Origin of the sequence: Streptomyces mesophilus, from assembly GCF_011044995.1 — a bacterium.
GTDB classification, from domain to species: Bacteria; Actinomycetota; Actinomycetes; order Streptomycetales; family Streptomycetaceae; genus Streptomyces; species Streptomyces mesophilus.
In genome coordinates, this window is the sequence record NZ_JAAKZW010000116.1 from 1 (window position 1) to 25,048 (window position 25,048).

Here is a 25,048-nt window from a genome sequence, read left to right on the forward strand (position 1 = left end):
GACCCCCGCATCCGAACTTCGTTCGGATCTGCTCAATCGCCGCAGGGGCTGGATGGTCTGCTCAATCGCGCAGGGGCTGGGCCGACCGGGCCGCGATGGCCCGCGGGCCCGAGTGCTAACGTCGGCGGCGCACCGTGACTATCAGCGCTAGTTTCGCTGCCCGTACCCCCCGGAGGCCGGTCATGTCCGCAGCCGCAGCACCCCCCTTCGACCCCCGCGACCCTCTGGGGCTCGACGACCTCCTGGAGGCCGAGGACCTCGCGATCCGGGAGACCGTCCGCACCTGGGCCGCCGACCGCGTCCTGCCGCATATCGCCGACTGGTACGAGCGCGGCGAGCTGCCCGGCGTCCATGAACTCGCCCGTGAGCTCGGGTCGATCGGCGCCCTCGGGATGTCGCTCTCCGGCTACGGCTGTGCGGGCGCGAGCGCCGTCCAGTACGGGCTCGCCTGCCTGGAACTCGAAGCCGCCGACTCGGGCATCCGCTCCCTCGTCTCCGTGCAGGGCTCCCTTGCCATGTACGCGATCTGGAAGTTCGGCTCCGAGGAGCAGAAGCAGCAGTGGCTGCCGCGGATGGCGGCGGGCGAGGCGATCGGCTGCTTCGGCCTGACCGAACCCGACCACGGCTCCGACCCGGCCGGCATGCGCACGTACGCGAAGAAGGACGGCACCGACTGGGTGCTCACCGGGCGCAAGATGTGGATCACCAACGGCTCGGTCGCGAAGGTCGCCGTCGTCTGGGCCCAGACCGACGACGGTGTGCGCGGCTTCGTCGTACCGACCGACAGCCCGGGATTCTCCGCGCCGGAGATCAAGCACAAGTGGTCGCTGCGCGCCTCCGTCACCAGCGAACTGGTGATGGACGAGGTGCGCCTGCCCGCTGACGCCGTACTGCCCGAGGTCACCGGCCTGCGCGGACCGCTCAGCTGCCTCGGCCACGCCCGGTACGGCATCGTCTGGGGCGCGATGGGCGCGGCCCGCGCCAGCTTCGAGTCGGCGCTCGACTACGCCAAGTCCCGTGAGCAGTTCGGCAAACCGATCGGCGGCTTCCAGCTGACCCAGGCCAAGCTCGCCGACATGGCCGTCGAGCTGCACAAGGGGATTCTGCTCGCGCACCATCTGGGCCGCCGGATGGACGCCGGGCGGCTGCGGCCCGAGCAGGTCAGCTTCGGCAAGCTCAACAACGTCCGCGAGGCCATCGAGATCTGCCGGACCTCGCGCACCATCCTCGGTGCGAACGGGATTTCGCTGGAGTACCCCGTGATGCGCCATGCGACGAATCTCGAATCGGTGCTCACGTACGAAGGCACCGTCGAGATGCATCAGTTGGTGCTCGGCAAGGCGCTCACCGGGCTCGATGCCTTCCGGTGAAACCGGAAACGGCACCTTGTGGTGAACCGGGTCGGTGGCCGGTTCTCTCCGGTGAGCAGGCCTTGCGTCAGCTCTGGTTGAAGAAACCGTCCGCCGGCCGGGCCGAGGCCTCGCCGTTGACGATCTGGGTGTTGGCCGGGGTCAGCAGGAAGACCCGGCCCGCCACACGCTCGATGGAGCCGCGCAGACCGAAGGTCAGGCCGGCCGCGAAGTCCACGACGCGCTTGGCGTCGCCGGGCTCCATCGACGTGAGGTTCATGATGACGGGGACGCCGTCGCGGAACAGCTCACCGATGCCGCGGGCGTCGCGGAAGCTGTCCGGGGTGATGGTGCCGATCCGCCGGCCCTGCTCCTCGGCGGTCTGCGAAGCGACGCGGACCCGTGGGTCCGTGACCCAGGAGTTGTCCGTACGGGACTCCTCGACCGAGTCGACCGCGTCGTCGTCGTATCCGTCGTAGTAACGCTCATCATCGTTGTCGTCGACGAGGCCAAGCCAGGCGCTTGCCTTACGTACCGATCCCATGGACGCCTCCTCTCACAGCGGTTCTTCAACTCCGCACGTGCCCCTATGGTCGTCCATGATGCGCGGCGGGCTCCGCGTTGACCGAGCCGTTTTTCGCTGCGCGAGGGGTTTGTGACGGTACTGGTGCAGAACGTACTCCCCATTCCCCAAGGGTCCTGACGGGCACAGCTGCTGACAGTGAGTGAAATAGTATTTGTTGTGGCGTACGGGTGATACCGGCGTGTCGTGGAGAACCTGTGGCCGATGCCTCCTGGCCGATACGATGCGGCAGCCTGATCAAGGCGACTCCAAGCGACCTCACGGGGGAGAGTCGACGTGTTCGGAATCGTGCGGCCCTGCAGCCATCACCTCGGCGAAGGCCTCAAGACCCAATGGATGGCGCACCTTTGCGGGCTCTGTCTCGCGCTGCGCAAGGACCATGGTCAGTTCTCGCGGATCGTCACCAACTACGACGGCCTGCTCATCTCGGTTCTGACGGAGGCTCAGGCCGAGCGCAGCACCGACTGGCGGCGTACGGCGGGGCCTTGTCCCCTGCGCGGGATGCGGACCGCGTCCGTCGCGCAGGGCGAGGGGGCGCGGCTCGCCGCGGCCGTCTCGCTGGTCCTCGCCTCGGCCAAGGTGCGCGACCACGTGGCCGACGGTGACGGACTCCTTGCGCGGGGGCCGGTGGCCGCCGCCGCGCGGCGCGTGGCCAAGGGCTGGGACCGCGCGGGCGCGAAGGTCGGCTCGGCGGTCGGCTTCGACACCGCCGTCCTGGTCGACGCCGTGGACCGGCAGCTGGAGCTCGAGGCCCTTGCCGGGCCCGGGACTTCCCTGCTCACCGTCACCGAGCCGACCGAGACCGCGACGGCCGCCGCCTTCGCGCACACCGCATGGCTGGCGGGCCGGCCGGGGAACGCCGGACCGCTCGCCGAGGCCGGCCGGCTCTTCGGCCGGCTCGCGCATCTCCTCGACGCGGTGGAGGACCAGGCGGCCGATGCCGAGGCCGGCGCGTGGAACCCGCTGACGGCCACCGGGACCTCGATTGCCGAGGCGCGACGGCTCGCCGATGACGCGCTGCACGGGATCCGGCTGGCCCTGAACGATGTGGAGTTCACCGAGCAGCGGCTCGCCCACATGCTGCTCGCGCACGAGCTGCGGCGGTCCGTGGACCGGACGTTCGGCTCGACGACCTGCTCGCATCAGCAGCCGGGCGCCGGTGGTCCGCAGGGGTTCGGGCCGCCGCCCTCGGGGTTCGGCGGCCAGCACCCGGGCGACGGTCCGTACGGCGGCGGCTCCGGCAATCCGTACGGTGGCGGCCCCGGGAACCCGTACGGCGGGGGAGCGGGCGGCCCGGTCGGTCCTGGTGGTCCTGGTGGTCCCGGCGGGTTCGGCGGCGGTCCCGCGCCCGAGCAGCCCAAGGGGCGGCGCGGGTTCTGGGCGGGCTGCGGCATGTTCTTCGTGGTGTGCTGCACCTGCCAGATGTGCTGCGCCGAGTCGTACGAGGGCCCGTGGACGCGAAAGAAGCGCGAGGGCTGCTGTCACAGCTGCGACTGCAACTGCGGCAGCTGCGACTGCTGCTGCCCCTGCGACGGCTGCTGACGCGCTGCCGTCGGCGGCCGGCCTGCACGGTGCGCGCGCTGCCATGGCGGGGCCCGCGGGAATACCGGCACGTGATCTTGCGCTCTGGTCTCGTGCCGTAACACCCCGCACGCGCCCCGCAGGAAGGCCGACCGCCCATGAGCACCGACCCCACCGCCGCCGACGACTGGAAGCGCTGGCACGAGCAGCGCGTCGAGACCGTCTCCGCCCCGCACGGCCCGCTGTCCCTGACCGGTACGCACTGGTTGGCGGACTATCCGGAAGGACAACTTCCGGCCATTCCCGGGCAGTGGGCCGAGGACGGCGACGAGGTGGTGCTGCGTGCCGTGGCCGAGGACGGCCTCACCCTGGACGGAGACCCGTTCGGCGGCGAGGTGCGCCTCGGCGCGGACTCCGGTCCGGCCGCCTCGCGGGTCGCGCTCGGGGAGCGGCGGCTGATGGTGATGCGGCGCGAAGGGGAGTGGGCGGTACGGGACTTCGACCCCGGCTCGCCCGCCCGCCGAGCGTTCCAGGGCATCGAGGCCACGCCGTACGACGCAGACTGGTCCGTGCCGGGTCGCTTCACCCCGTACGAGAGCAGGAGCACGATTCAGGTCGAGAACGCCGACGGGCGGGCGCGCGGCCTCGGGCTCGGCGGTGAACTGGCCTTCACCGTCGAGGGCGTCGGACACACCCTGAAGGTCACGGTCGAGGACGACGGCTCGCTGTGGGCCGTGTTCGCGGACGCTTCGAGCCGGCAGGGCAGCTATCGCTTCCGGTTCCTGCGCACGCCCGCGCCGGGTGCCGACGGGCAGGTGAGCGTGGACTTCAACCGCGTGACGCTGCCGCCGTGCGCCTTCGCCGACCACTTCATCTGCCCGTTCCCGCCGCCCGGCAACACCCTTCCGTTCGCGGTCGATGCCGGCGAACGGAACCTCGACGGCCGGTCATCCGTCTGATCCACCGACGCGACCCCGGCGGCCTCCTCACGTACGACAGGAGCCGCCGGGGCAGAAGTGCGTGCTGAGGCATACGGCCGAAACGCGCCCTTGTGCCGTCAACTCGCTAGCCGAATACTCCCGAACAGCGCTTGTCAGGGGCACAACGTGTTCGGAATGCGGACACTTCCCCTGGCTGCGCCTCACGGGCCCGACCCCACAACACGGGCCCCCGATTCCCCTCGGGAGGAACGACAAGTGAGGATCAAGCGCACCACCCCCCGCACCGGTATAGCGAGACGCACCCGCGTGCTCGCCGTCGGCACCGGACTCGTGGCAGCGGCGGCTCTCGCCGTGCCCAGTGCGAGCGCCGGCGAGACCGCCACCTTCAGCGCCGCACAGCTCAGCACGGCGAGCAGCGCGTTGCTCAAGGCGGACGTCGGCGGTACCGCCTGGCATATCGACTCCAAGACCAACCGCCTGGTCGTGACGGCCGACTCGACCGTTTCGCAGGCGGAGATCAATGAGATCAAGCGCACCGCGGGAGCCCAGGCCGGCGCCCTGAAGATCGAGCGCACTCCTGGCAAGTTCAGCAAGCTGCTCTCCGGTGGCGACGCGATCTACGCGTCCAGCTGGCGCTGCTCGGCCGGCTTCAACGTCCGCAGCGGCACCACCTATTACTTCCTGACCGCCGGTCACTGCACCGACGGCGCGGGCACCTGGTACACCAACTCCAGCCGCACCACGCAGATCGGCCCGACCGCGGGCTCCAGCTTCCCGGGCAACGACTACGGGCTCGTGCGCTACTCCAACACCGCGATCGCGCACCCGGGCACCGTCGGCGGCCAGGACATCACCAGCGCCGCGAACGCCACGGTCAACATGTCGGTCACCCGACGCGGTTCGACCACCGGCACCCACAGCGGCCGGGTCACCGGTCTCAACGCCACCGTGAACTACGGCGGCGGAGACGTCGTCTACGGCATGATCCGCACCAACGTGTGCGCCGAGCCCGGCGACTCCGGCGGGCCGCTCTACTCCGGCACGCGTGCGATCGGTCTGACCTCCGGCGGCTCCGGCAACTGCTCCTCCGGCGGTACGACCTTCTTCCAGCCGGTCACCGAGGCCCTGAGCGCCTATGGGGTCAGCGTCTACTAGGCACCACGTACGGTTCTTCTGCAGCCAGCAGCAGCGGCCCCCGTCCGGATCCCGGGCGGGGGCTCGCCTCTGCCGTCCTCGTACGGTTGGATCACCTGTACGGATCGCCCGCGAGAGCGGGCAACTCGCCACGGGGGAACAGGACTTGGACGACCGTCAGCGCCGGGTGCGCCGCAGCCCGCTGCTCTTCACCGCACCTCTGGTGCTGCTCTGTCTGCTCCTGGTCGTGCTCGGCTGGGAGGTCGTGCGCGGCAATATCGCAGCCGACGCCCGCGCGCACTGGCCGTGGCGGCTGCAACTGCTCGACATGGAGCCGCTCGGCAGCCTCCTCGCGGTGGCCTCGGGTGCGGTGTTCGCCCGCGCGCAGTACGCCCGTACGGTCCGGCCGGCGCTCGGCTGGCGTGCGGAGTGGGTACGGGACCTGATCACCGCGGACGAGTACGGCTGGCGGGTCGGCCTGGTCAACGGCGGTCAGGGCACGGCCGTGATCGAGAGCGTGGACTACCGCGTGGTCCGGCCCGGTGCGGACGCGGGGGAGTGGACGGACTTCGCCGGGGCGCTCGCGCAACTGTCCGCCGCAGGAGTCGAGTTCGGGACGGACTACGGTCTCGAGCTGTTCGGCGCGGGCAGCCCGCTCATCGGCCGGGTGGACGTGGGAACGGTGCGGGCCGGTGAGTTCTCCAAGCGCTTCGTCACCGAAGTCGACGCGCTCCAGCTGCGCCTGCGGGTCGTGGACACCGTCGGCGACACGCACGAGCGCATCGTGGACTGCCTCAAGGGCGCCCGCCTGACCCGCCCCGACGTGGACCGGACCGCCTAGGACCTGTCTTGTGGATGGTGCCGGGCGGCCTTCAGCCGGCGAGCAGCCGTTCCAGTACGGAGTCGAAGGCGGCCATCGCGCCGAAGTGCCCCGCCCCTTCGGCGAGCACCGCCTCGGCGGACGGGATGCGGTGCGCGAGCCAGTGGAAGTGACCCACCGGTGAGAACGTGTCCTCGGCCCCGTGCCACAGCAGCACACGCCCGCGGATGTCCGCCGGGTCGAACCCCCAGGGCCGCGAGAGCGCGAGGCAGTCGTCGATCCACCCGTACGCCGAAGCTGCCAGCGCCTCGCGGTAGTTGGCGAGCAGCATCGCGCGCACGGCCGGGTCCGCGACGACCTGGGCGTCGGAGGGGGAGAGCCCTTCGGCGATCCCCGCGAGCAGCCGGGACGGGTCCGCGCGGATCGCCTCGGCCTGCGGCACCAGCGAGGCGGCGAGCACACTGGCGCCCCGCAGCGCGAGCGAGTACTCGCGCACGTTGTACGGAGTCATCCCCTCGAACCAGTCGAGACCCGCGCCGTCCCGGGGCGCCGTGGCGACCAGCGCGGCGGTCCCGGTGATCCGTTCGGGCAGCAGCGCCGCGCAGGCCAGCGCGTGCGCGCCGCCGCCGCTGCGGCCGAGCACCGCGAAGCTCCGTATCCCCAGGGCGTCCGCGACCTCGGCCGCGTCCCGGGCGCAGTGCGCCACGTCGCGTCCCTCGGCGCGGTCCGAACCGCCGTACCCCGGGCGGTCGTACGCGAAGAAGCGCACCCCCGGCCACCGGGCGAGCACCTCGGCGGGCGCGACCCCGAGTCTGCTGCCCGGGGTGCCGTGCAGCAGCAGGACCGCCCGGCCGTGCGGGTCGCCCCAGTCCTGCGCGGTGAGCGTCCGTCCGTCCGGCGTCCTCACTTTTCCGTTCAATGCCTGCCCCTCCCCTTCGCCCCGGTAAGGGAGTTACCGTCGAAAGGATCCCAAGACACGTCCCTTACGGACCCTGGGGGGCCGCGATGGTCGAGGAACTGGTAGCGGCGGGCGCGGCGGTGGCTTCCGCCGGTGCCGTCTATGTGATGGCCGCGGCACGCGTCGTCAAACAGTACGAACGGGGTGTGGTGTTCCGGCTCGGCCGCCTCAGGACGCAGGTGCGGGGACCAGGGTTCACGATGATCGTGCCGTTCATCGACCGGATGCGGAAGGTCAATCTGCAGATCGTCACGATGCCCGTGCCCGCACAGGACGGCATCACCAGGGACAACGTCACGGTCCGGGTGGACGCGGTCATCTACTTCAAGGTGATCGACGCGGCCGAGGCCGTCGTCCAGGTCGAGGACTACCGCTTCGCCGTCTCGCAGATGGCCCAGACCTCGCTCAGGTCCATCATCGGCAAGAGCGACCTCGACGATCTGCTCTCCAACCGCGAAAAGCTCAACCAAGGGCTCGAGTTGATGATCGACAGCCCGGCCGTCGGCTGGGGTGTGCAGATCGACCGGGTCGAGATCAAGGACGTATCGCTGCCGGAGACCATGAAGCGGTCCATGGCGCGCCAGGCCGAGGCCGACCGTGAGCGGCGGGCCCGGATCATCAACGCGGACGCGGAGCTGCAGGCCTCGAAGAAGCTCGCCGAGGCCGCGCACGAGATGTCCGAGGAACCGGCGGCGCTCCAACTGCGGCTGCTTCAGACCGTGGTGGCGGTGGCGGCCGAGAAGAACTCGACGCTCGTGCTGCCGTTCCCGGTGGAGCTGCTGCGGTTCCTCGAGCGGGCGCAGCAGAATCTGCCGGCCGCTCCCGCTCCCGCCCCTGCTCAGGCCCCCGGCACTCAGGACGCGGGCGTGCAGCGGCAGGCGGCCCTGGACGAGGGGCAGCAGGAAGGATCCGCGGTGTCCGAGACGCGGCTGTCGCAGGCCGTGACGGAGCGGGGCGAGGAGAAGCCCTCCACGTAGGTGCGGCCGTGAGCAGGCCGAATCGTGTGCACCGGCCTGGTCCAAGTCTGGACCACGGGGGCGATTTCAAGACAGGACTAGTCCTTACGCGCTGGTGACGGTCTGCTCGCACGCGGTGTTTGCAGCGGAAAGCGACATGGGGTGACCCGCGGATACAACGCGCCGGGGGCGTACGCCCGTTGCCGTGCGCGAGTCCTGAAGTCGACCTTGTGTGCTACCAGTCGGTATCGGAATAGTGGTCGCCACAACACGGGCATGGACACGGTTTTTTCCACTGAGCCGGGCCCTGACCCGTACGCCTTCCGGTCCCGGTGGCCCCCACGCACCGGGACCGACCCCCCCACAGGAGGTCGTGAAGTTGAAGCACCGACGCATACCCAAGCGGCGGGCCGCGATAGCAGGCGCGGGCATCGCCGCGCTGGTGACCGCGGGATTGACGTTCCAGACTGCGAACGCGAGCCAGGAAACCCCCACACCTGAGCTCAAGCCCCTTTCGGCGACTGCGGCCGGAAAGCTCGCCTCCACCCTTGGCGAGGATCTCGGCACGGACGCCGCGGGCACGTACTACGACGCGGCGAGCAAGACGCTCGTCGTCAACGTGCTCGACGAGGCCGCGGCCGGCCTAGTCGAGAAGGCGGGCGGCAAGGCCAGAGTCGTACAGAACTCCCTCGCGGAGCTGAAGAGCGCCCGTGCGACGCTCACCGACAAGGCCACCATCCCGGGCACGTCCTGGGCCACCGACCCGACCACCAACAAGGTCGTCGTCACCGCCGACCGTACGGTCTCGAAGGCCGAGTGGGCCAAGCTCGGCAAGGTCGTCGAAGGGCTCGGCGGCAAGGCCGAACTGCAGCGCACCAAGGGCGAGTTCAAGAAGTTCGCCGCCGGCGGTGACGCGATCCTCAGCGGCGGCGGCCGCTGCTCGCTCGGCTTCAACGTCGTCAAGGACGGCGCCCCGCACTTCATCACCGCGGGCCACTGCGGTCAGGCGGGCTCCACCTGGGAGGACGCCAACGGCGGCGCGCTCGGCGAGATGGTCGAGTCCTCCTTCCCCGACAACGACTTCGCCCTGGTGAAGTACGCCGACGGGGTCGAGCACCCGAGCGAGGTCAACCTCTACAACGGCAGCAGCCAGGCCATCACGGCGGCCGCCGAGGCGACCGTCGGCATGCAGGTCCAGCGCAGCGGTTCCACCACGCAGGTGCACGACGGCGAGGTGGTGGCCCTGGACGCCACCGTGAACTACGGCAACGGCGACATCGTGAACGGCCTGATCCAGACCACCGTCTGCGCCGAGCCCGGCGACAGCGGCGGTTCGCTCTTCGCGGGCGACCAGGCCGTCGGCCTCACCTCGGGCGGCAGCGGTGACTGCAGCTCCGGCGGGGAGACCTTCTTCCAGCCGGTGACCGAGGCGCTGCAGGTGTTCGGCGCAGAGATCGGCTGAGCACTTCACGTACGGCGATAAAGGCCCCGCTTCCCCCTCAGGGAAGCGGGGCTCACGTATTTCCCTCGTGCTTACGGTCCATCTCGCGAAATTCTTGTGAAAGTTTTCACAAGCTCGCAAGGGACTTTGGTCCCGTCGCGTATGCGCAGGTCGGAGTGGGTTTCCATGGGTGCACTTTGATCTTGAAGGGACTTAATGCCTGGCCGCTCAGGCCTTTATCGGCCGTCCTGGACAGCCGTGCGGGTGTCGAATTGAGGAGCCGGAGGAAATTTCGGCAATCGGTCGCAGCCGCAGTGAAGGAGTACCTGCCATGCAGGCGAATGAGATGGTGGACGGGCTGGTCCAGGGAGCGCTCAAGGCTCTCGATCTGTTCGAGACGTACGACCAGGAGCAGGTCGACCACATCGTCAAGAAGGCCTCCCTCGCGGCGCTGAGCCGGCACGGCGAACTCGCCCGGCTGGCCGTCGAGGAGACCGGCCGCGGCATCTTCGAGGACAAGGCCGTCAAGAACCTCTTCGCCTGCGAGCACGTCGTCAACTCGATGCGCGGCCTCAAGACCGCCGGCGTCATCTCCCGCGACGAGCTGAACGGCATCACCGAGATCGCGGAGCCGGTCGGCGTCGTCTGCGCCATGACCCCCGTGACCAACCCGACCTCGACCACGATCTTCAAGGCACTGATCGCCCTGAAGACCCGTAACCCGATCATCTTCGCCTTCCACCCCTCCGCGCAGAACTGCTCCGCCGAGGCCGCCCGTATCGTGCGCGACGCCGCGATCGAGGCCGGTGCCCCGGAGAACTGCGTGCAGTGGATCGAGACCCCCTCCATGGAGGGCACCGGTCTCCTGATGAACCACGAAGGCGTCTCCATCATCCTCGCCACCGGCGGCAACGCGATGGTCAAGGCCGCCTACTCCTGCGGCAAGCCGGCCCTCGGCGTCGGTGCGGGCAACGTCCCGGCGTATGTCCACAAGAGCGCCAAGCTGCAGCGCGCCATCCACGACATCGTCCTGTCGAAGGCCTTCGACAACGGCATGATCTGCGCCTCCGAGCAGGCCGTCATCCTCGACAAGGAGGTGTACGCCGAGGGCATCGAGGAGTTCGAGCGCCTGGGTGCGTACGTTGTCTCCGCGGCGGAGAAGACCCAGCTGGAGAACTTCATCTTCGGCACCAGCGCCTTCGCCGAGAACGCCGCGAGCGCCAAGCTGAACCCGAACGTCGTCGGCAAGTCCCCGCAGTGGATCGCCGAGCAGGCCGGCTTCACCGTGCCCGAGTCCACCTCGATCCTCCTCGCCGAATGCGCCGAGGTCGGCGCCGACGAGCCGCTGACCCGCGAGAAGCTCTCCCCGGTCCTGGCCGCACTCAAGGCTGGTTCCACCGAGCTGGGCATCGAACTGGCCGCCCAGATGGTCGAGTTCCACGGCCTCGGCCACTCCGCCGCCATCCACGCCGAGGACGAGGAGCTCGTCGAGGAGTTCGGCAAGCGCGTCAAGGCGATCCGCGTCATCGCCAACTCGCCCTCGACCTTCGGCGGTATCGGCGACGTCTACAACGCCTTCCTGCCCTCGCTGACGCTCGGCTGTGGCTCGTACGGCCACAACTCGGTGTCCAACAACGTGACCGCGGTCAACCTCGTCAACATCAAGCGGATCGGACGGCGCAACACCAACATGCAGTGGTTCAAGGTCCCGCCGAAGATCTACTTCGAGCGCAACTCCATCCGCTACCTCGGCGAGATGGACGGCATCAAGAAGGTCTCGCTCGTCACCGACAAGACCATGGTCGCCCTCGGCTTCGTCGAGAAGGTCACCACCATCCTGCAGTCCCGCGCGGGCGGCGTCTCTGTCCAGGTCATCGACAACGTCGAGCCGAACCCCGAGCTGGACACCGTGCAGGCCGGCGCCGCGATGATGCGCGACTTCCAGCCCGACACGATCGTGGCCCTCGGCGGCGGGTCCGCGATGGACGCCGCGAAGATCATGTGGCTGATGTACGAACACCCGGAGATCGCCTTCGCCGACACGAAGGAGAAGTTCTTCGACGTCCGCAAGCGCGCCTTCAAGTTCCCCTCGCTCGGCGAGAAGGCCAAGATGGTCGCCATCCCGACCACGTCGGGCACCGGCTCCGAGGTCACCCCGTTCGCGGTCATCTCCGACCCGAAGGCCGCACAGAAGTACCCCCTGGCCGACTACGCGCTGACCCCGCACGTCGCCATCGTCGACCCGAACCTGCCGATGGGCCTGCCGGCCTCCGTCACCGCCGACTCCGGCTTCGACGCGCTGACCCACGCCACCGAGGCGTACATCTCGGCGTACGCGAACGACTACACCGACGGCCTCTGCCTGCAGGCCATCAAGCTGATCTTCGAGAACCTCGAGGACTGCGTGAAGCTCGGCGCCAAGGCTCCCGAGGCGCGCGAGAAGATGCACAACGCGTCCACCGTCGCCGGCATGGCCTTCGCCAACGCCTTCCTCGGCCTGGTGCACGCCATGGCCCACACCCTGGGCAACACCTTCCACGTCCCGCACGGCCGCACCAACGCGCTCCTTCTGCCGCACGTCATCCGCCACAACGGCACCGTGACGCACAAGGCCACCCCGTGGCCGAAGGCCGAGGTCTACCGCGCTCCCGAGCGTCTGCAGGAGATCGCGAAGATGCTGGGCCTCAAGGCCTCCACCCCCGAGGAGGGCGTCGAGTCCTACGCCGCCGCCGTCGAGGCGCTGCGCGACCGCTGCGGCATCCCGGCCTCCTTCCAGGCCGAGGGCGTCGAAGAGGACGCGTTCATCGCGGCCCTGCCGCAGCAGGCCATGAACGCCTACGCCGACCAGTGCGCGCCCGCGAACCCGCGGATGCCGATGATCGACGACATGCAGCAGCTCATGAAGCAGGCGTACTACGGCAACGTCGAGGGTCAGCCGAAGGCTGCCTGACCGCCGAAGTAAAGGGCCCGCCCCCGGTTCACACCGGGGGCGGGCCCTTTCCCTCTACATGAGCCACCTTCGCCGAGCTACTCCTCGGGGTGCTCCTCCTCCAGCCGAGGCGCGATGAAGCGGCCCATCGGCAGGACGTTGCGGCCCCACGTCGACGCCAGGATCTGGCCCGCGAGGAGATACAGCGCGCCGAGCGCGGCGAGCAGACCCGACCAGCCCGTGATGCGGTTCCAGCCGACACTGCCCGTGAAGCCCACCACGGTCATGCCGATGAAGGCCATCAGGACGCAGGTGAACGTGAAGAGCAGGGCGATATGGATACGCAGCGCGCCCAGCCACAGCACGAACACCACGAACACCCACGGCAGCGTGAACAGGCCCATGGTGTCGCCGCGCAGCGCCGGATCGAGCCCCGGCGTCACCCACTGCAGCATCAGCCCCTTCGCCATCCAGAAGAGCCCGAACGAACCGAACACCGTGGCGTGCCAGGTGTCGCCTCGATGCGCCTGGAACAGCCCGGCGATCAGCTGCGCGAGACCGCCGACGAAGAACCCCACCATCGGCAGCACGGGGTGCGAGAGCTTCTCCGGGAAGACACCCGCGTCGATACCGGTGGCGATCGTCGTGACGACGATGAACCCGGTGAGCCCGAGTGGACCCAACTGGGCCTGCGCGGACGGCTCCATGCGCTTGACGGACAGCGCCTGGGCGATGGGGCCCGAACGGTGCAGAAGGTTCATGAGCGCTGCTCCTCGGCCTCCGCCTGGAGCTCCTTCTTGTCCTGGCGCAGCAGCGACATGACGATCGCCACGGCCGCCGCGCCCACCGCCCAGCCGGCCAGCGTCAGGAACGCGCCGCCGGCGCCGTTGCCCTTGAAGTACGCGATGGAGCGCGCCGCGAAGGTGCCCGCGCCCGGCGGCAGGATCGGGCCGATGTGCCGCCAGAAGCCCGGAAGCAGCGGATACGGATAGGCGCCGCCGGCACTGGGATTGCCGAGCACCACCACGAGCAGGATCGCGAGACCGATACCGACGATTCCGGCGAGGCCCTGGAAGGCGAGCGTGATCGCGCCGACCGCGAAGACAAGGAGGGCGCCGAGACCCCACAGCGCCATGACGCTGCCGGGCAGCGCGCCGAGGACCGGGCCCGCGATCACCGCGCCGAGCAGACCCGCCACGACCGCGTACACGGCCATCGCGCCGAGCCGGATCACCGCACGCGCCGGGTTGGCCGGCTTGGCGCCCGCGCTGATGGCGAGGGCCGACGCGCACAGATAACCGCCCACGCACCAGCCGACGACGAGGTAGAACGCGGACAGACCGCGCGCGTCGCCCTCCGCGTCGGGCACCACGTCCACGACCTTGAAGGTCCGCTTCTCCGCGCCCTCGACCTTGACCATGATCTCTTCGAGGGCCTGGGACAGCGAGGCCCCCGCACCACTGGCGACCAGGAGCTTGTCCTCGGTGCCCTGCGGGTTGATGATCAGCGCGCCGTCGACGCCCCGGTCCTTGATCCGCGCCAGCGCATCGGCCTCGGAATCACTGGAGCTCGGCTTGAGCGGCTTGCCCGGCAGTGCCTTCAGACGCTGCACGGCCTGATCGGTCGCCGCCTCCATCTGCTTCTGCTCCGCCGAGGCCCGCGCCGGATCGGCCTCGGCTTCGGCCTTGGCCTGCGCGGCGGGTACGGCGACCGTGACCGCGATGGGGATCTCGTGCGGCTTCGGGTTGTGGAACGCGCCGATGTACGAGGCGATGAACGCGAGTTGTACGGCGAGCACGCCCAGCACCAGCAGCGCGGTCCGTACGCTCACGGCGTCCTTGATCTCCTGCAGGAATCCGGTACCCGGATCGCCGTCCAGTCCTCCACGTGGGCTCATGCCCCTACGCTCGGGCCCCGCCGTGCTGTGCGCAGCAGCGGCGGGGCCGATCGGGTGAGCGGGCAGAGGCTCAGCGCCGGTGCATCGTGTGCAGCGCGTCGACCAGGACCTTCGGGTCGTGGCCGCCCTTGTAGACGGGCGGCGGCTGCTTGTCGAGCTTCAGGAGTCCGGCGACCGCGGTCCAGGCGGTGCGCACCGAGTACTCGACGGTGAAGACGACGTCGTCGGGGACCTCGGCGTACTGCCCGATGAAGGCGAGATTCGTGGAGCCCGCCGGGACGACCTGCGGACGGTCACCCGCCTTGCGGACGAGGAACTGGCTCGTGATGTACGGCATCAGGGCCGGCAGCACGATCGAGTTCTCCAGGATCTGCGGGCCCTCCTCGAAGCGCAGGTGGTGCAGGACCTCGTCGAGGATCTCCCGGCCGGTGCACTCGCGCATCGGCTTGCGCACGAAGTCGCCGGGCTTGTCGGGGAAGAGGGCGTAACCCCACCAGACGAAGGTGTCCTCGGGCTGCTCGTGGAAGTGCGGCTGGTGGTTGAGCACGATGGTCAGCAGCCAGCCGGAGTCCTTGAAGGTGATCAGACCGCCCTTGCCGGCCTCGCTGCCGGAGAACTTCTCCATCAGCCCGAAGAACGTCGGGTCCTTGGTGGTGACCGTGAACGACTCCCAAGTGGAGTCGTCGATCGACGAGTTGAACACCGAAGGGTCGCCGAGCAGGCCGTCGGTGCGCTTGGCCGCGAGGGTCTCCCAAAGCCGCCAGGCGCCGGCCGTCCCCGAGGTGTCCAGGGCGGGGACACGGTCCGTGGCGCCGAGCGTGGAGTCCGCCGTCATCGAGCCGTTGGTCACCATCACCAGGTCGTCCGGGGCGAGGTCCACCGTCTCCTCGGTGCCGCCGCGCGTCCAGGTCAGGGCGCGCACGGTGAGCTCTTCGCCGTCGGTCAGGTCCAAGTCGGTGACGGTGGTGCCGAGTTGGACCGTCACACCCTGGTCGGTGAGCCACTTCATCAGCGGGCGCACGATCGAGTCGTACTGGTTGAAGCGCGTCCGGTAGATCCCCGACATGGAGTCGAAGGTCTTGAAGAGATGGACGAAGCGGTTGAGATAGCGGCGGAACTCGATCGCGCTGTGCCACGGCTCGAAGGCGAACGTGGTGCACCACATCCACCAGAAGTTCGTGTGGAAGAACTCCTGGCTGAAGCAGTCCACGATCCGCTTGCCGTCGAGCAGCTTCTCCGGGGTGCCCACGCACTTGACCAGCTCGAGGCGGTCGCGCTCCGAGAAGCCCATCGAGTGGGCGTCGACCACCTTGCCGTCCTTGTCGACGAGCCGGGCGTGGTCGTCCCAGGCGAAGTCCTCGTGGAAGGCGAAGGTGTCCTCGGTGACCGACTTCGCGGGATCGTCGAGCGAGGGGATCGAGCTCAGCAGGTCGTAGGTGCACTCGAAGTGGATCTCGAACATGCGGCCGCCGCGCATGGTGTACCCGGTCTCCGGCGACCCCGATGCGTCGAGGCTGCCGCCCTCGCGGTCCTGCTCCTCCAGGATCACGATGTCCGACCCGGAGAACCCGCCCTCCCGGATCAGGAACGCCGCCGCCGACAGGGACGCGATGCCGCTTCCCACCAGGTATGCCTTCGCCATTGCCATGCTCCTCTTCACTCCCGACCGGTCCTCGCCAGTCTCGGCCGCGCGGGTCGGGGCAGCAGGGGGACGGGACCGAACGGGTGACCCGTCACGCCGCGTGGGGCGGCGCGGGAACCGGCCGTGCCGCGGCAGGGCCGACCGCGGCGGCCCCGTACTTGTTCCGGGCCCGGTCGACGGCCTCCTCGATCCGGCGCGCCTTCTCGTCGACGGGATCGAAGAGCAGTTGGTGGGAGGTGTGTTCGGCGGGGACGAGGTCGTCGGCGCGCAGGGCGAAGGAGCGGACCCGGGCCCGTTGCAGGGCGAGCTTGTCGTGGAGCTCGTAGGCGAGGGCCGTGAGCGGGGGCGTGTGGGCGGTGGCCTCGCGCAGCGTGCGGGTGCGGGTGGTGGTCGAGCGGTCGGCGTAGCGGACCGTGAGGGTGAGGGCGCGGGCCGCCTGGGCCTCGGCGCGCAGGTGCAGGCCGAGGCGGTCGGTGAGGGCGAGCAGGGCGGCGCGTTGGCGGTCGCGGTCCAACTCGTCCTGCGGGAAACGGTGTTCGACGCGCAGTGTGCGGGGCGGGCCCGCAGGGATGACCGGTGTGGGGTCGAGGCCGCGGGCCGCGTCGTGCAGCCGGCGGCCCGCCGCGGCGCCGAGGATCCGCTGGAGAGTGCCGAGCGGTGCTGCGGCGATCTTGCCGATGCTGTCGAGTCCGTACGAGGACAGGGTCCGGGTCGTCGCCGGGCCCACTCCGTGCAGCGCGGCGGCGGGCTTGCGCGCGAGAAACCCGGCGACCGCGTCCATGTCGTCGGGCAGGGTGCGCACGGCCGAGGGCGGTCCGTCGGCCGCGACCATCCGGGCCAGCATCGGGTTCGCGGCGATACCGACGGTCGAGCGAAGGCCGTACAGACCGCCCGTACGGGCCCGGATGCGTTCGGCCAGACCGGGGGCGTCCGTGCCGAAGTAGCGCAGGCTGCCGGAGACGTCGGCGAGCGCGGCGTCCGGGGGGAGGGCCTGGACCTGAGGGGTGAACTCGGCGAGCAGGGACAGCAGATGGTGGTAGACCGGCTCGTCCACCAGGTCGTGGAAGTGGATGTACATGATCTGCACCCCTGATCCCTCCTTCGGGTGACCGCTCATCCCGCGCTCCCCGGGCTCTGGTGCCACAACTTGCGGCTCTGCTTGACCGATTCGCCGGGCGGCTGAAGATCCGCCCACGGGTGCAGCTCGTAACCGGTCTCCAGGCGGATGCTGCGGCCGTCCCCGGCGGGGTCCGCGCCCGGCCGGTCGGCGGTGAGCCGTTCGGTGACCGCCGAGAGCCCTCCCGTGCGGCGCAGTTCGGCCAGTTCGGCCAGGTCCCAGGCGGCCGAGCCGGTCACCGAGAGCGCCTTGCCGCTGCCGCCGCCGCGGCGCTGCACCACTCCCCGTACGAGAAGGAGCCAGGAGTGGAAGACGGTGTGCGCGCAGGCGTCATGGCTGTCCTCGAAGAACGCGCAGTCGACAAGACCCGAGGTGTCGTCGAGCGTGGTGAAGATGACGCGCTTGCCCGAGCGGATCGGCGGGGTCTGCACGGCGCCCTTCGCGCCGGCGACCAGGACCACCTGTCCGTGCGGCAGGTCCTTCAGGCGCTGGGCGGTCGCCACGCCCAGTTCGTCCAGCAACTCCCGGTGATCGCCAAGGAGATGGCGCGAGGTGTCCATGCCGAGAATGCCGAGCTCGGCGCCGAGCCGCTCGACGTCGTCGAGGTCGGGCAGATGGGCGGGCGCGACCTCGGCCGGTGCGTCGTCGCTCTCGCCGAGCGTCAACTGGCCCTGGGCGGCGCCCTTCTGCCCCTTCTGCAGCTCGGCGATGTGCAGCATCAGATCGCGCCGGTTACGGCCGAACGCGTCCAACGCGCCGACCTGCGCGAGCCGTTCGGCCACCGGGCGGGAGGGGCGGGCCCGCGAGAGGAAGTCCTGCAGCGAGGTGTACGGACGGCCCGCGACGATCCGTGCCGCCTCGGCCTCGCTCATCCCGCGGACATCGCTGAGCGCGAGCCGTACGCCATGAGTGCCCTTCGCGACCGCCGGATCAGACACCAGTTCGATTAGATAGGTGGAGTCCGAGGCATTCACATCAAGGGGCAGGATCGGCACGCCTCTTCTGCGCGCGTCCGCGAGGAGCAGCCGCTTCGGATACATCCCCGGGTCGTGCGTGAGCAGCCCCGCGTAGAAGGCCGCCGGGTGGTGGGCCTTCAGCCAGGCCGACTGGTACGAGGGAACGGCGAAGGCGACGGCGTGCGCCTTGCAGAAGCCGTACGCGCCGAAGGCCTCGATGATCTCCCAGGTCCGCTCGATGACTTCATGCGTGTAGCCGCGCTTGCCGGCCTCCTGGGCGAACCATGCCCGCACCCGCCCGATCAGCTCGGGGTTGGACAGGGCGCGCCGGGTGTAGTCGCCGAAGGCGAGGGAGCAGCCGGTCATCACGTTCAGGATCCTGATGATCTGCTCGTGGAAGACGACCACGCCGTACGTGTCCTCGAGTGCTTCCCTGAGGTCGTCGTGCGGATAGTCGGGTGCCTGCTTGCCGTGCCGGGCCTTGATGAACGGGTCGACCATGTTCGCCGCCACGGGTCCCGGCCGGAACAGCGAGATGTCGACCACCAGATCGTGGAAGGTCTCGGGCTGCAGCCGTGCGATGAGATCGCGCTGGCCGGGCGACTCGGTCTGGAAGCAGCCCAAGGTCTGGGAGGACTTGATGAGTTGATACGTCCTGGGGTCGGCGGGCGGGACCTGTTCGGGGTCCTCCATGTCGATGTGGCGGCCCGTGGAGCGCTCGATCTCCGTGACGGCGTGCGCGATCGCGGACTGCATCCGCACGCCGAGCACATCGAGCTTGAGCAGGCCGAGGTCCTCGACGTCCTCCTTGTCGAACTGCGACATGGGGAAGCCCTCGGTGCTGGTCGGCATGACCGGGCTGCGCTGGAGCAGCGTCGTGTCGGAGAGCAGCACGCCGCACGGGTGCATGGCGATGCCGCGCGGCAGGGCGTCGAGCGCCTCGACGAGGTCCCACATCTGCGGCCCGTACGCCTGGGGGTCGATGCCGCGCAGCTCCGGCAGCTCGGCCAGGGCGGCGCGGGCATCGCGCGCCCTGATGTGCGGGAAGGACTTCGCGAGCCGGTCCACTTCGGCCGGGTCGAGGCCGAGCGCCAGACCCGTGTCGCGTACGGCGTGACGGACGCGGTACGTCTCCGGCATGGACACGGTCGCGACCCGCGCCGGGCCGAAGCGGTCGAGGATCGCGCGGTAGACCTCCAGGCGGCGGGCGGACTCCACGTCGATGTCGATGTCGGGCAGCTCGGCGCGCTTGTCGGACAGGAAGCGCTCCATGAGCAGGCCGTGCTCGACGGGGTCGGCGGTCGCGATGCCCAGGAGGTGGTTGACCAGGGAGCCGGCGCCGGAGCCGCGTGCGGCGACCCGTATCCCCAAGTCCCTGGTGTCCTCGACGACTTGGGCGACCGTGAGGAAGTACGAGGCGAAGCCGAGCCGGTCGATCAGGTGCAGTTCCTCTTCCAGGCGCCCCCAGTACTCGGGCTTGCGGTCGTAGTGGCGCAGCACCATCCCGGCCGCGCACTTGGAGCGCAGCACCCGCTCCGGGGTGCGGCGGGAGGCCCCGACGAGACCCGGCTCGGGGAAGTGGACGCGGCCGATGCCCAGATCGTCCTCGGGGTCGACCCGGCAGGCGGCGGCGGTGTCCGCGGTGACTTCGAGCAGGCGGTGCGCGGTGCTGGTCCGGTATCCGGCGGCCTCGGCGACCTGCTCGGCGATCCGGGCCATGTCGGCGGGCGGCTTGAGCCAGCGCTCGCCGGGGTCGAGGGGGCCGCGCCGGTCGATGGGGACGAGCCGGCGCGCGGAGTCGAGGACGTCGGCGACCGCGCCCTGGCCCTCGTCGGCGTAGCGCACGGAGTTGGTGAGCACCGGCAGGATGCGCTGCTCGGCGGCGAAGCCGAGGGCGCGGGCGGCGTGCCGCAGCGATCCCGTACCGGTGCCGCTCAGCCCGTGCGAGACGACCTCGATCCGCAGCGCCCCGTCCCCGAACCGCTCCCGCCAGGGCGCGAGCAGGCGGGCCGCGCGGTCGGGGCGGCCCGCCGCCAGGGCGCGGCCGACGTCGGAGCCGGGGCCGAGCAGGACGGTGAGGTGCTCGCCGAGGGCGGTGTCCCAGGACAGCAGCGGGCGCTGCCCGTCCGCGTGCGCGGCGGTCACCAGGCGGCACAGCTCGGCCCAGCCGCGGGCCCCGTCGCGCGCGAGAAACACCACGCGCTGGGCCGACTCGTCGACAAAGGCGCCGCCGCGTGCGGGGGTGCGCCGCCGTTCGGTGCGCTGTGCTTTTTCCTCGGGTGCCGCGACGGCGAGATCCACTCCGAACAGCGGGCGCACCCCGGCGCGGCTCGCGGCCTTGGCGAAGCGCACCGATCCGCCGAGGGTGTCCCGGTCGGTCAGCGCGATCGCATCCATCCCGCGCTCGGCCGCCCGCTCGGCGAGCCGCTCGGGGTGCGATGCGCCGTAGCGCAGAGAGAACCCGGAGACGGTGTGCAGATGCGTAAAGCCGCGCATCCGTACCACCTCGCCACTGCTGCCCCCTGCCCTTACTGCCGACCACGCCTGCCTCAGTGGCCTGGTCAGGCCACTGTATCGAACATCTTTGCGATTCGCCTGATGGTGGGGACGCGGCGGGTGGCAAGGGGCGGCTCAACGGCTGTGGAGCGCCCTGTGCCCCCGCCTTCGTGGCGGGGGCACAGGGCGCTTGGGTCACCGGTGGCTCACCGGCGGGATCGGCCGCGGCCTCCCCAGCCGGAGCCGATGCCCGCCACCTGGAGGGCGAGCAGCATCAGGCCGAGCAGCATCAGGTTCGTCGAGCTGAAGACGTCGTTTCCGTCGAGGTCCGTCGCATTGAAGAGAAACGCAAGAAAGAACAGCACTGCCGCAGCGATACCGAGCATTGCAGCCCCTCATGTCGTCGAGCCCGCCCCGATGGCGCGGCTCACGGTCGAGGACCGAGTGCCCCGACTGGCGCCGGTTACTGCCTGAACGCGTTACTTCAGGAGTCGCCTGAGCGCGTAGCCGAAGACGACCCGCCCGGCCCGCGCCGTCGCCGCGTCCAGGAAACGCGGGAGTTTGGTGAGGCGCAGGTCCTCGCGCCAGACGACGTACGAGCCGGGGCCGCGGACCGCCGGATGGACCTCGATCTCGGCCCAGCCCGTCAGGACCTTGCCCGTCTTCGTCAGGCGGCAGCGGGCTTCGGGGGACGGCGGCTGCCAGAGCGTGATCTCCATCGGATCGTCGAAGCCGAGCGGGCCCAGACCCGTGCGCGCGACGAAGCGGGTGCCCTCCCGGTTGGGGCCGTCCGTGAGGACCGTCGTGGACGTGAACGGCACCTGCGCGGCATGCCGCTCCCAGTCCGTCACCCGCCGCCATGCCTCGGCGACGGGGAGCGGGGTGCGGTGGGCGATACGGAATTCGGGCACGGCGGGATCGTAGGACGTGGGGCCCGGGTCCGGGACGCGAAACACCGCCGCCACCGCTCCCTGAGGTGGGGGAGGAGCGGTGGCGGCGGGGCCGGCTCCGGGGGTCATGTCCCGGGCCCCCGGATTCTGGATGCCGGAGTGGAGGTGGGCCGGCGGTTGCGCGGACCCTGGAGACGCGGTGGGTCGGCGACTGGCGGCCCGTGGGACGCGCTGGGTCAGCGGCCGTGGCGGCCCCGTGGGTCAGCGGCTGTGGCGGCCCCGTGGGTCAGCGGCTGTGGCGGCCCGTGGAGACGCGGCGGCGGACCGTGCCGAAGAGCAGGGCCGCACCGACGGCGAGCACGCCCGCGCCGCCCATCGCGATGTACGGGGTGGTCGAGTCGCCACCGGTCTCCGCGAGGTTCTCGTCGGCGGCCACCGGCTGGTCGGCGGAGCCGGCCGCCTCGGGGGCGTTGGCCTCGGGGGCGGTCTCCTGTGCGCTGGTCTCCGCGTCCTGGTCGCCGTGGCCCTGGTGCTCGACCGTCGACTGCTCCTGGCCGTCGGTGATCTGCTCCTCGCTCGGCGCGGACGGCTCGGCCGCCGGCTTCTCGTCCGAGGACGAACTGCCGCTGCCCGCCGAGCCGTTGTCGGCGCCGAAGACCACGTCGGAGCAGGTGTAGAAGGCCTCGGGGGAGTCCGAGCGCTGCCAGATCGAGTAGATCAGGTGCCGGCCGGACTTCTCCGGGATGTTCCCGGAGAAGACGTAGTCGCCGTTCTCCATCTTCGGGTCGGTGACATTGGCGAACGGCTTCGCCTCCAGGTCCGACCACTTCAGCGGCTTCGACGGGTCGTACCCGTCCTTGGTGATGTACAGCTCGAACGAGCCCTTGTGCGGGGCCGTGCCCTTGTAGCGGAAGGTGTGGCTGCCCGCCGAGAGCTTCGAGGACGGCCAGTCGCCGCGGGCCAGGTCGAGGCCCTTGTACTTGTCGTTGCCGGCGCTGCACAGCTTGCCGTCGGGGATGATCTCCTTCGACTTGCCCGCGGCGTTGGCGATGTTGACGCCGTTCCAGTCGTAGAAGGCCTGGACACCGGACGCGGCGACGGCGGCCTTGCACGCGGCCGAGTCGGGCGACTCGGGACCCTCGGCGTAGCAGGCGGCGACGCGGCTCACCGGGTCCGTCATCGAACCATGCGCGGCGGCCGGGGATATCGCCAGCGCGGTCAGCGCGAGCGGGGCGACACCGGCGGCTGCGGCGTAGGCGACTTTACGGCGAGCGGTCATGTGTGGATCTCCTTGAGCGACTTCTTGGGGGTGCGTGGGGGATACGGGGCGGGTACGTACCGTCGGTGCGGCCCCCCGAACAACTGCTGCACCGGCGGGTCGAACCCGCCCCGGCGGACACGAAGTTAGCCCTTGAGATCCACGATTTCGCCTGCTGAGGCCGCCTGAGGGTGATCCTTATGGCCCCTTTAAGGAAGCACTCAGAAGCGGTTAAGTGCGCGCCTCGGATGTCCCTTTCGTCGCTACGGCAACAGGGCCCGCAAGTGCCGGCCCTGTCCCGTAACGAAGGTCACCGGTCCTGGGACAGAGCCACCAGCTCCGCGAAGAGGCCGCCCGCGTGCGCCAGGTCCTCGTAGGTGCCCTGCTCGATGACGCGCCCCTTGTCCATGACCAGGATCCGGTCCGCGAGGCGTACGTTCTCGAGCTGGTGGGTGACGACGATCGTCATGCGCTCGGCGGCGATCCGCTTGACCTCCAGGAAGATCGCGTGCTCTCCGCGCGCGTCCATCTGCGAGGTCGGCTCGTCGAGGACCAGCAGCGGCGAGCGCCGGTACAGCATCCGCCCGCAGACGAGCCGCTGCCACTGACCGCCCGACAGCTCGGCGCCACCCCACAGTTCCCTGGCAAGCAGGGTGTCCAGCTGGTGCGGAAGCTTCTCGATCGCCTCGCGCATGCCCACCGCGTCGATCGCCTGCCACACCGGCTCGTCGTCGAAGGTCCGCGGCTGGCCGAGCGTGATGTTCTCGCGTACGCGCAGCGGCCAGCAGGCAAAGTTCTGCGGGACGAGCGCGGTGCGCCGCCATACGGAGTCGGGGTCGGCCCCCGCCAGATCCGTACCGTCCCACAGGACGCGGCCCTTGTCGGCGAGCAGAATGCCGGTGATCAGCTTGGCCAGGGTCGACTTGCCCGACCCGTTCTCGCCCACGATCGCCAGGATCTCGCCGCGGCGCAGCGTGAGCGAGACGCCCCCCACGGCGGGCTCGGACTTGCCCGGGTACTGGTAGACGACCTCGTCGAGACGGATCTCGTCCACCTGCTCGTCAATGGTCAAGTCACCGCGTTTGGGCGCCCGTTCGGCCGCCATGTCGAGGAAGGAGCGCATGTCCGCGAGATAGAGCGAGGTGTGGAACATCGCGGCCCCGTGGATGACGAATTGCGAGAGCGCGGCGAGCGTGGTCTGGACGGCGACCACGGCGGTCGCGGCCACCGGCAGCGCCACCCGGCCGGTCGCGGCGAGCCAGGCGAGCGTGGCCCACGTGCCGAGCAGGAAGACGCCGCCGAGCGCACTGGAGGCCAGGACGATCCGCAGCAGCCGGGGCGCCGCGGCGAGGGTGCGCTCGTCGATCCGCCGGGACAGGGCGCGGTACCAGTAGACGAGATAGCCGGTCATGCCGTTGGCGCGGACCTCGTCGCCGTGTCGGGAGTACGTGGCCCACCAGCGCATCATGGAACGGACATTGCGGTCGCCGACGTTCAGATAGTGGGTCTCGTAGTCGACGCGCGCCGACAGCACCGCCCCCACGCCCGCCGGCACCACGGCCAGCAGAAGCAGCGGCAGCATCAGCGGATGCAGCGCGGTGATCACGCCGCTCGCGGCGAGCATCCGGATCAGGGCGGACAGGAAGCGCTGGGCGTCCTGCACCATCAACCGGGTGCGGGTGACGCCGACTTCGGCCGCCTCCTGCCGGTCGGCGAACCCGTCCTGCGCGTACGCCGAGGACTCCACCCGGCAGACCGCCTCCACGAGCGCGATATCGGCCTCGGTCGTCAGGAGCGGGGTGACCCGCCCGTCGGCGTACGAGGACAGCGCGCCGCTGACCCGGCCGACCGCCGCGGCCGCCGTCACCGCGATGAGGGCGGGCAGTGCGGCGTGCAGACGTTCGGACACGCTGCCCGTGCCGAGTACGTGGGTCATGGCCCGGGCGGTGAACGCCAGCACCACAGCGGCCGAGACACCGGTCAGGAGCTGGCAGCCGACGAGCAGCACTGCGCCGGTACGGTCGACGGCCCAGGCCCGGCGCGCGGTGTGTCCGAGCACTGCGGGAAGCCGTCGGCACATGGCGCCGAAACCGGCGTCCGCCAGGGGGTTCTTGCCCGCCTTGCCCTCGAAGGTGATGGCGGCCGGGGGTGGTGGGGGAG

19 protein-coding genes are annotated in these 25,048 nt (G+C 70.3%); 8 read left to right on the plus strand and 11 right to left on the minus strand.

Annotated elements, in window-relative coordinates:
* The first annotated feature begins 182 nt into the window (after window positions 1-182).
* Window positions 183-1,370, plus strand: a complete 1,188-nt coding sequence (locus tag G6045_RS24335) for an acyl-CoA dehydrogenase family protein (RefSeq protein ID WP_165334206.1) — start codon at window positions 183-185, stop codon at window positions 1,368-1,370.
* 67 nt (window positions 1,371-1,437) lie between these two features.
* Here G6045_RS24335 and G6045_RS24340 read toward each other — a convergent pair whose 3' ends face one another.
* The gene (locus G6045_RS24340; protein ID WP_165334207.1) at window positions 1,438-1,893 is read right to left on the minus strand and encodes a cell division protein SepF; all 456 of its coding nucleotides are present in this window, start codon (window positions 1,891-1,893) and stop codon (window positions 1,438-1,440) included.
* 315 nt (window positions 1,894-2,208) lie between these two features.
* On the opposite strand from G6045_RS24340, the gene G6045_RS24345 reads away from it, so the two are divergent.
* The 4 genes from G6045_RS24345 (at window position 2,209) to G6045_RS24360 (ending at window position 6,369) form a co-directional block, all read left to right on the plus strand.
* A complete protein-coding gene (locus G6045_RS24345; RefSeq protein ID WP_165334208.1) occupies window positions 2,209-3,474 on the plus strand; it encodes a DUF5685 family protein in 1,266 nt (421 codons plus the stop codon).
* 137 nt (window positions 3,475-3,611) lie between these two features.
* A complete protein-coding gene (locus G6045_RS24350) occupies window positions 3,612-4,412 on the plus strand; it encodes a DUF1684 domain-containing protein (protein ID WP_165334209.1) in 801 nt (266 codons plus the stop codon).
* A 237-nt stretch (window positions 4,413-4,649) separates the two neighbouring features.
* Window positions 4,650-5,549 carry a S1 family peptidase gene (locus tag G6045_RS24355; protein WP_165334210.1) on the plus strand — a complete coding sequence of 300 codons (900 nt, stop codon included), beginning with the start codon at window positions 4,650-4,652 and terminating at the stop codon, window positions 5,547-5,549.
* Window positions 5,550-5,694: 145 nt separating this feature from the next.
* Entirely contained in the window at window positions 5,695-6,369 is a 675-nt protein-coding gene (locus G6045_RS24360; protein ID WP_165334211.1) for a hypothetical protein, read from the plus strand.
* A gap of 31 nt (window positions 6,370-6,400) precedes the next feature.
* Here G6045_RS24360 and G6045_RS24365 read toward each other — a convergent pair whose 3' ends face one another.
* On the minus strand, window positions 6,401-7,267 hold the full coding sequence (locus G6045_RS24365) for an alpha/beta fold hydrolase (protein ID WP_206344124.1): 867 nt from the start codon (window positions 7,265-7,267) through the stop codon (window positions 6,401-6,403).
* 86 nt (window positions 7,268-7,353) lie between these two features.
* Here G6045_RS24365 and G6045_RS24370 point away from each other — a divergent pair, with 86 nt between their 5' ends.
* The 3 genes from G6045_RS24370 to adhE all read left to right on the plus strand — a co-directional run bounded on the left by G6045_RS24370 (window position 7,354) and on the right by adhE (window position 12,653).
* Window positions 7,354-8,283 carry a slipin family protein gene (locus G6045_RS24370; protein WP_235968252.1) on the plus strand — a complete coding sequence of 310 codons (930 nt, stop codon included), beginning with the start codon at window positions 7,354-7,356 and terminating at the stop codon, window positions 8,281-8,283.
* Window positions 8,284-8,641: 358 nt separating this feature from the next.
* The gene (locus G6045_RS24375) at window positions 8,642-9,724 is read left to right on the plus strand and encodes a S1 family peptidase (RefSeq protein ID WP_165334222.1); all 1,083 of its coding nucleotides are present in this window, start codon (window positions 8,642-8,644) and stop codon (window positions 9,722-9,724) included.
* Between the two features lie 310 nt (window positions 9,725-10,034).
* On the plus strand, window positions 10,035-12,653 hold the full coding sequence (adhE, locus tag G6045_RS24380; protein WP_165334212.1) for a bifunctional acetaldehyde-CoA/alcohol dehydrogenase: 2,619 nt from the start codon (window positions 10,035-10,037) through the stop codon (window positions 12,651-12,653).
* Window positions 12,654-12,730: 77 nt separating this feature from the next.
* Here adhE and G6045_RS24385 read toward each other — a convergent pair whose 3' ends face one another.
* The 9 genes from G6045_RS24385 to G6045_RS24425 form a co-directional block, all read right to left on the minus strand.
* Window positions 12,731-13,393 carry an acetate uptake transporter gene (locus G6045_RS24385; protein WP_165334213.1) on the minus strand — a complete coding sequence of 221 codons (663 nt, stop codon included), beginning with the start codon at window positions 13,391-13,393 and terminating at the stop codon, window positions 12,731-12,733.
* On the minus strand, window positions 13,390-14,529 hold the full coding sequence (locus G6045_RS24390; protein ID WP_165334214.1) for an ABC-2 transporter permease: 1,140 nt from the start codon (window positions 14,527-14,529) through the stop codon (window positions 13,390-13,392). Before G6045_RS24390 ends, G6045_RS24385 begins: the two co-directional genes overlap by 4 nt.
* A 70-nt stretch (window positions 14,530-14,599) precedes the next feature.
* Complete coding sequence (locus G6045_RS24395) at window positions 14,600-16,177, minus strand: oleate hydratase (protein ID WP_268978429.1); 1,578 nt, start codon at window positions 16,175-16,177, stop codon at window positions 14,600-14,602.
* 85 nt (window positions 16,178-16,262) lie between these two features.
* Entirely contained in the window at window positions 16,263-17,288 is a 1,026-nt protein-coding gene (locus G6045_RS24400; protein WP_165334216.1) for a DNA polymerase Y family protein, read from the minus strand.
* On the minus strand, window positions 17,285-20,740 hold the full coding sequence (locus G6045_RS24405) for a DNA polymerase III subunit alpha (protein WP_165334217.1): 3,456 nt from the start codon (window positions 20,738-20,740) through the stop codon (window positions 17,285-17,287). The genes G6045_RS24400 and G6045_RS24405 overlap by 4 nt, the downstream gene beginning before the upstream one ends.
* A 206-nt stretch (window positions 20,741-20,946) precedes the next feature.
* Window positions 20,947-21,126: a hypothetical protein gene (locus G6045_RS24410; RefSeq protein ID WP_165334218.1), complete on the minus strand. Its 180-nt coding sequence runs from the start codon at window positions 21,124-21,126 to the stop codon at window positions 20,947-20,949.
* Window positions 21,127-21,219: 93 nt separating this feature from the next.
* Complete coding sequence (locus G6045_RS24415; protein ID WP_165334219.1) at window positions 21,220-21,651, minus strand: SRPBCC family protein; 432 nt, start codon at window positions 21,649-21,651, stop codon at window positions 21,220-21,222.
* A 265-nt stretch (window positions 21,652-21,916) separates the two neighbouring features.
* Entirely contained in the window at window positions 21,917-22,909 is a 993-nt protein-coding gene (locus G6045_RS24420; RefSeq protein ID WP_165334220.1) for a lytic polysaccharide monooxygenase, read from the minus strand.
* 289 nt (window positions 22,910-23,198) lie between these two features.
* On the minus strand, window positions 23,199-25,048 hold a 1,850-nt coding region (locus G6045_RS24425), incomplete at its 5' end, for an ATP-binding cassette domain-containing protein (RefSeq protein ID WP_235968254.1).

Excerpts from the sequence above, each read along its gene's own strand:
- G6045_RS24335 (WP_165334206.1), top strand. The coding sequence starts at position 183 with ATGTCCGCAGCCGCAGCACCCCCCTTCGACCCCCGCGACCCTCTGGGG.
- G6045_RS24340 (WP_165334207.1), bottom strand. The coding sequence starts at position 1,893 with ATGGGATCGGTACGTAAGGCAAGCGCCTGGCTTGGCCTCGTCGACGAC.
- G6045_RS24350 (WP_165334209.1), top strand. The coding sequence starts at position 3,612 with ATGAGCACCGACCCCACCGCCGCCGACGACTGGAAGCGCTGGCACGAG.
- G6045_RS24370 (WP_235968252.1), top strand. The coding sequence starts at position 7,354 with ATGGTCGAGGAACTGGTAGCGGCGGGCGCGGCGGTGGCTTCCGCCGGT.
- adhE (WP_165334212.1), top strand. The coding sequence starts at position 10,035 with ATGCAGGCGAATGAGATGGTGGACGGGCTGGTCCAGGGAGCGCTCAAG.
- G6045_RS24385 (WP_165334213.1), bottom strand. The coding sequence starts at position 13,393 with ATGAACCTTCTGCACCGTTCGGGCCCCATCGCCCAGGCGCTGTCCGTC.
- G6045_RS24390 (WP_165334214.1), bottom strand. The coding sequence starts at position 14,529 with ATGAGCCCACGTGGAGGACTGGACGGCGATCCGGGTACCGGATTCCTG.
- G6045_RS24395 (WP_268978429.1), bottom strand. The coding sequence starts at position 16,177 with ATGGCAATGGCGAAGGCATACCTGGTGGGAAGCGGCATCGCGTCCCTG.
- G6045_RS24400 (WP_165334216.1), bottom strand. The coding sequence starts at position 17,288 with ATGAGCGGTCACCCGAAGGAGGGATCAGGGGTGCAGATCATGTACATC.
- G6045_RS24405 (WP_165334217.1), bottom strand. The coding sequence starts at position 20,740 with ATGCGCGGCTTTACGCATCTGCACACCGTCTCCGGGTTCTCTCTGCGC.
- G6045_RS24410 (WP_165334218.1), bottom strand. The coding sequence starts at position 21,126 with ATGCTCGGTATCGCTGCGGCAGTGCTGTTCTTTCTTGCGTTTCTCTTC.
- G6045_RS24420 (WP_165334220.1), bottom strand. The coding sequence starts at position 22,909 with ATGACCGCTCGCCGTAAAGTCGCCTACGCCGCAGCCGCCGGTGTCGCC.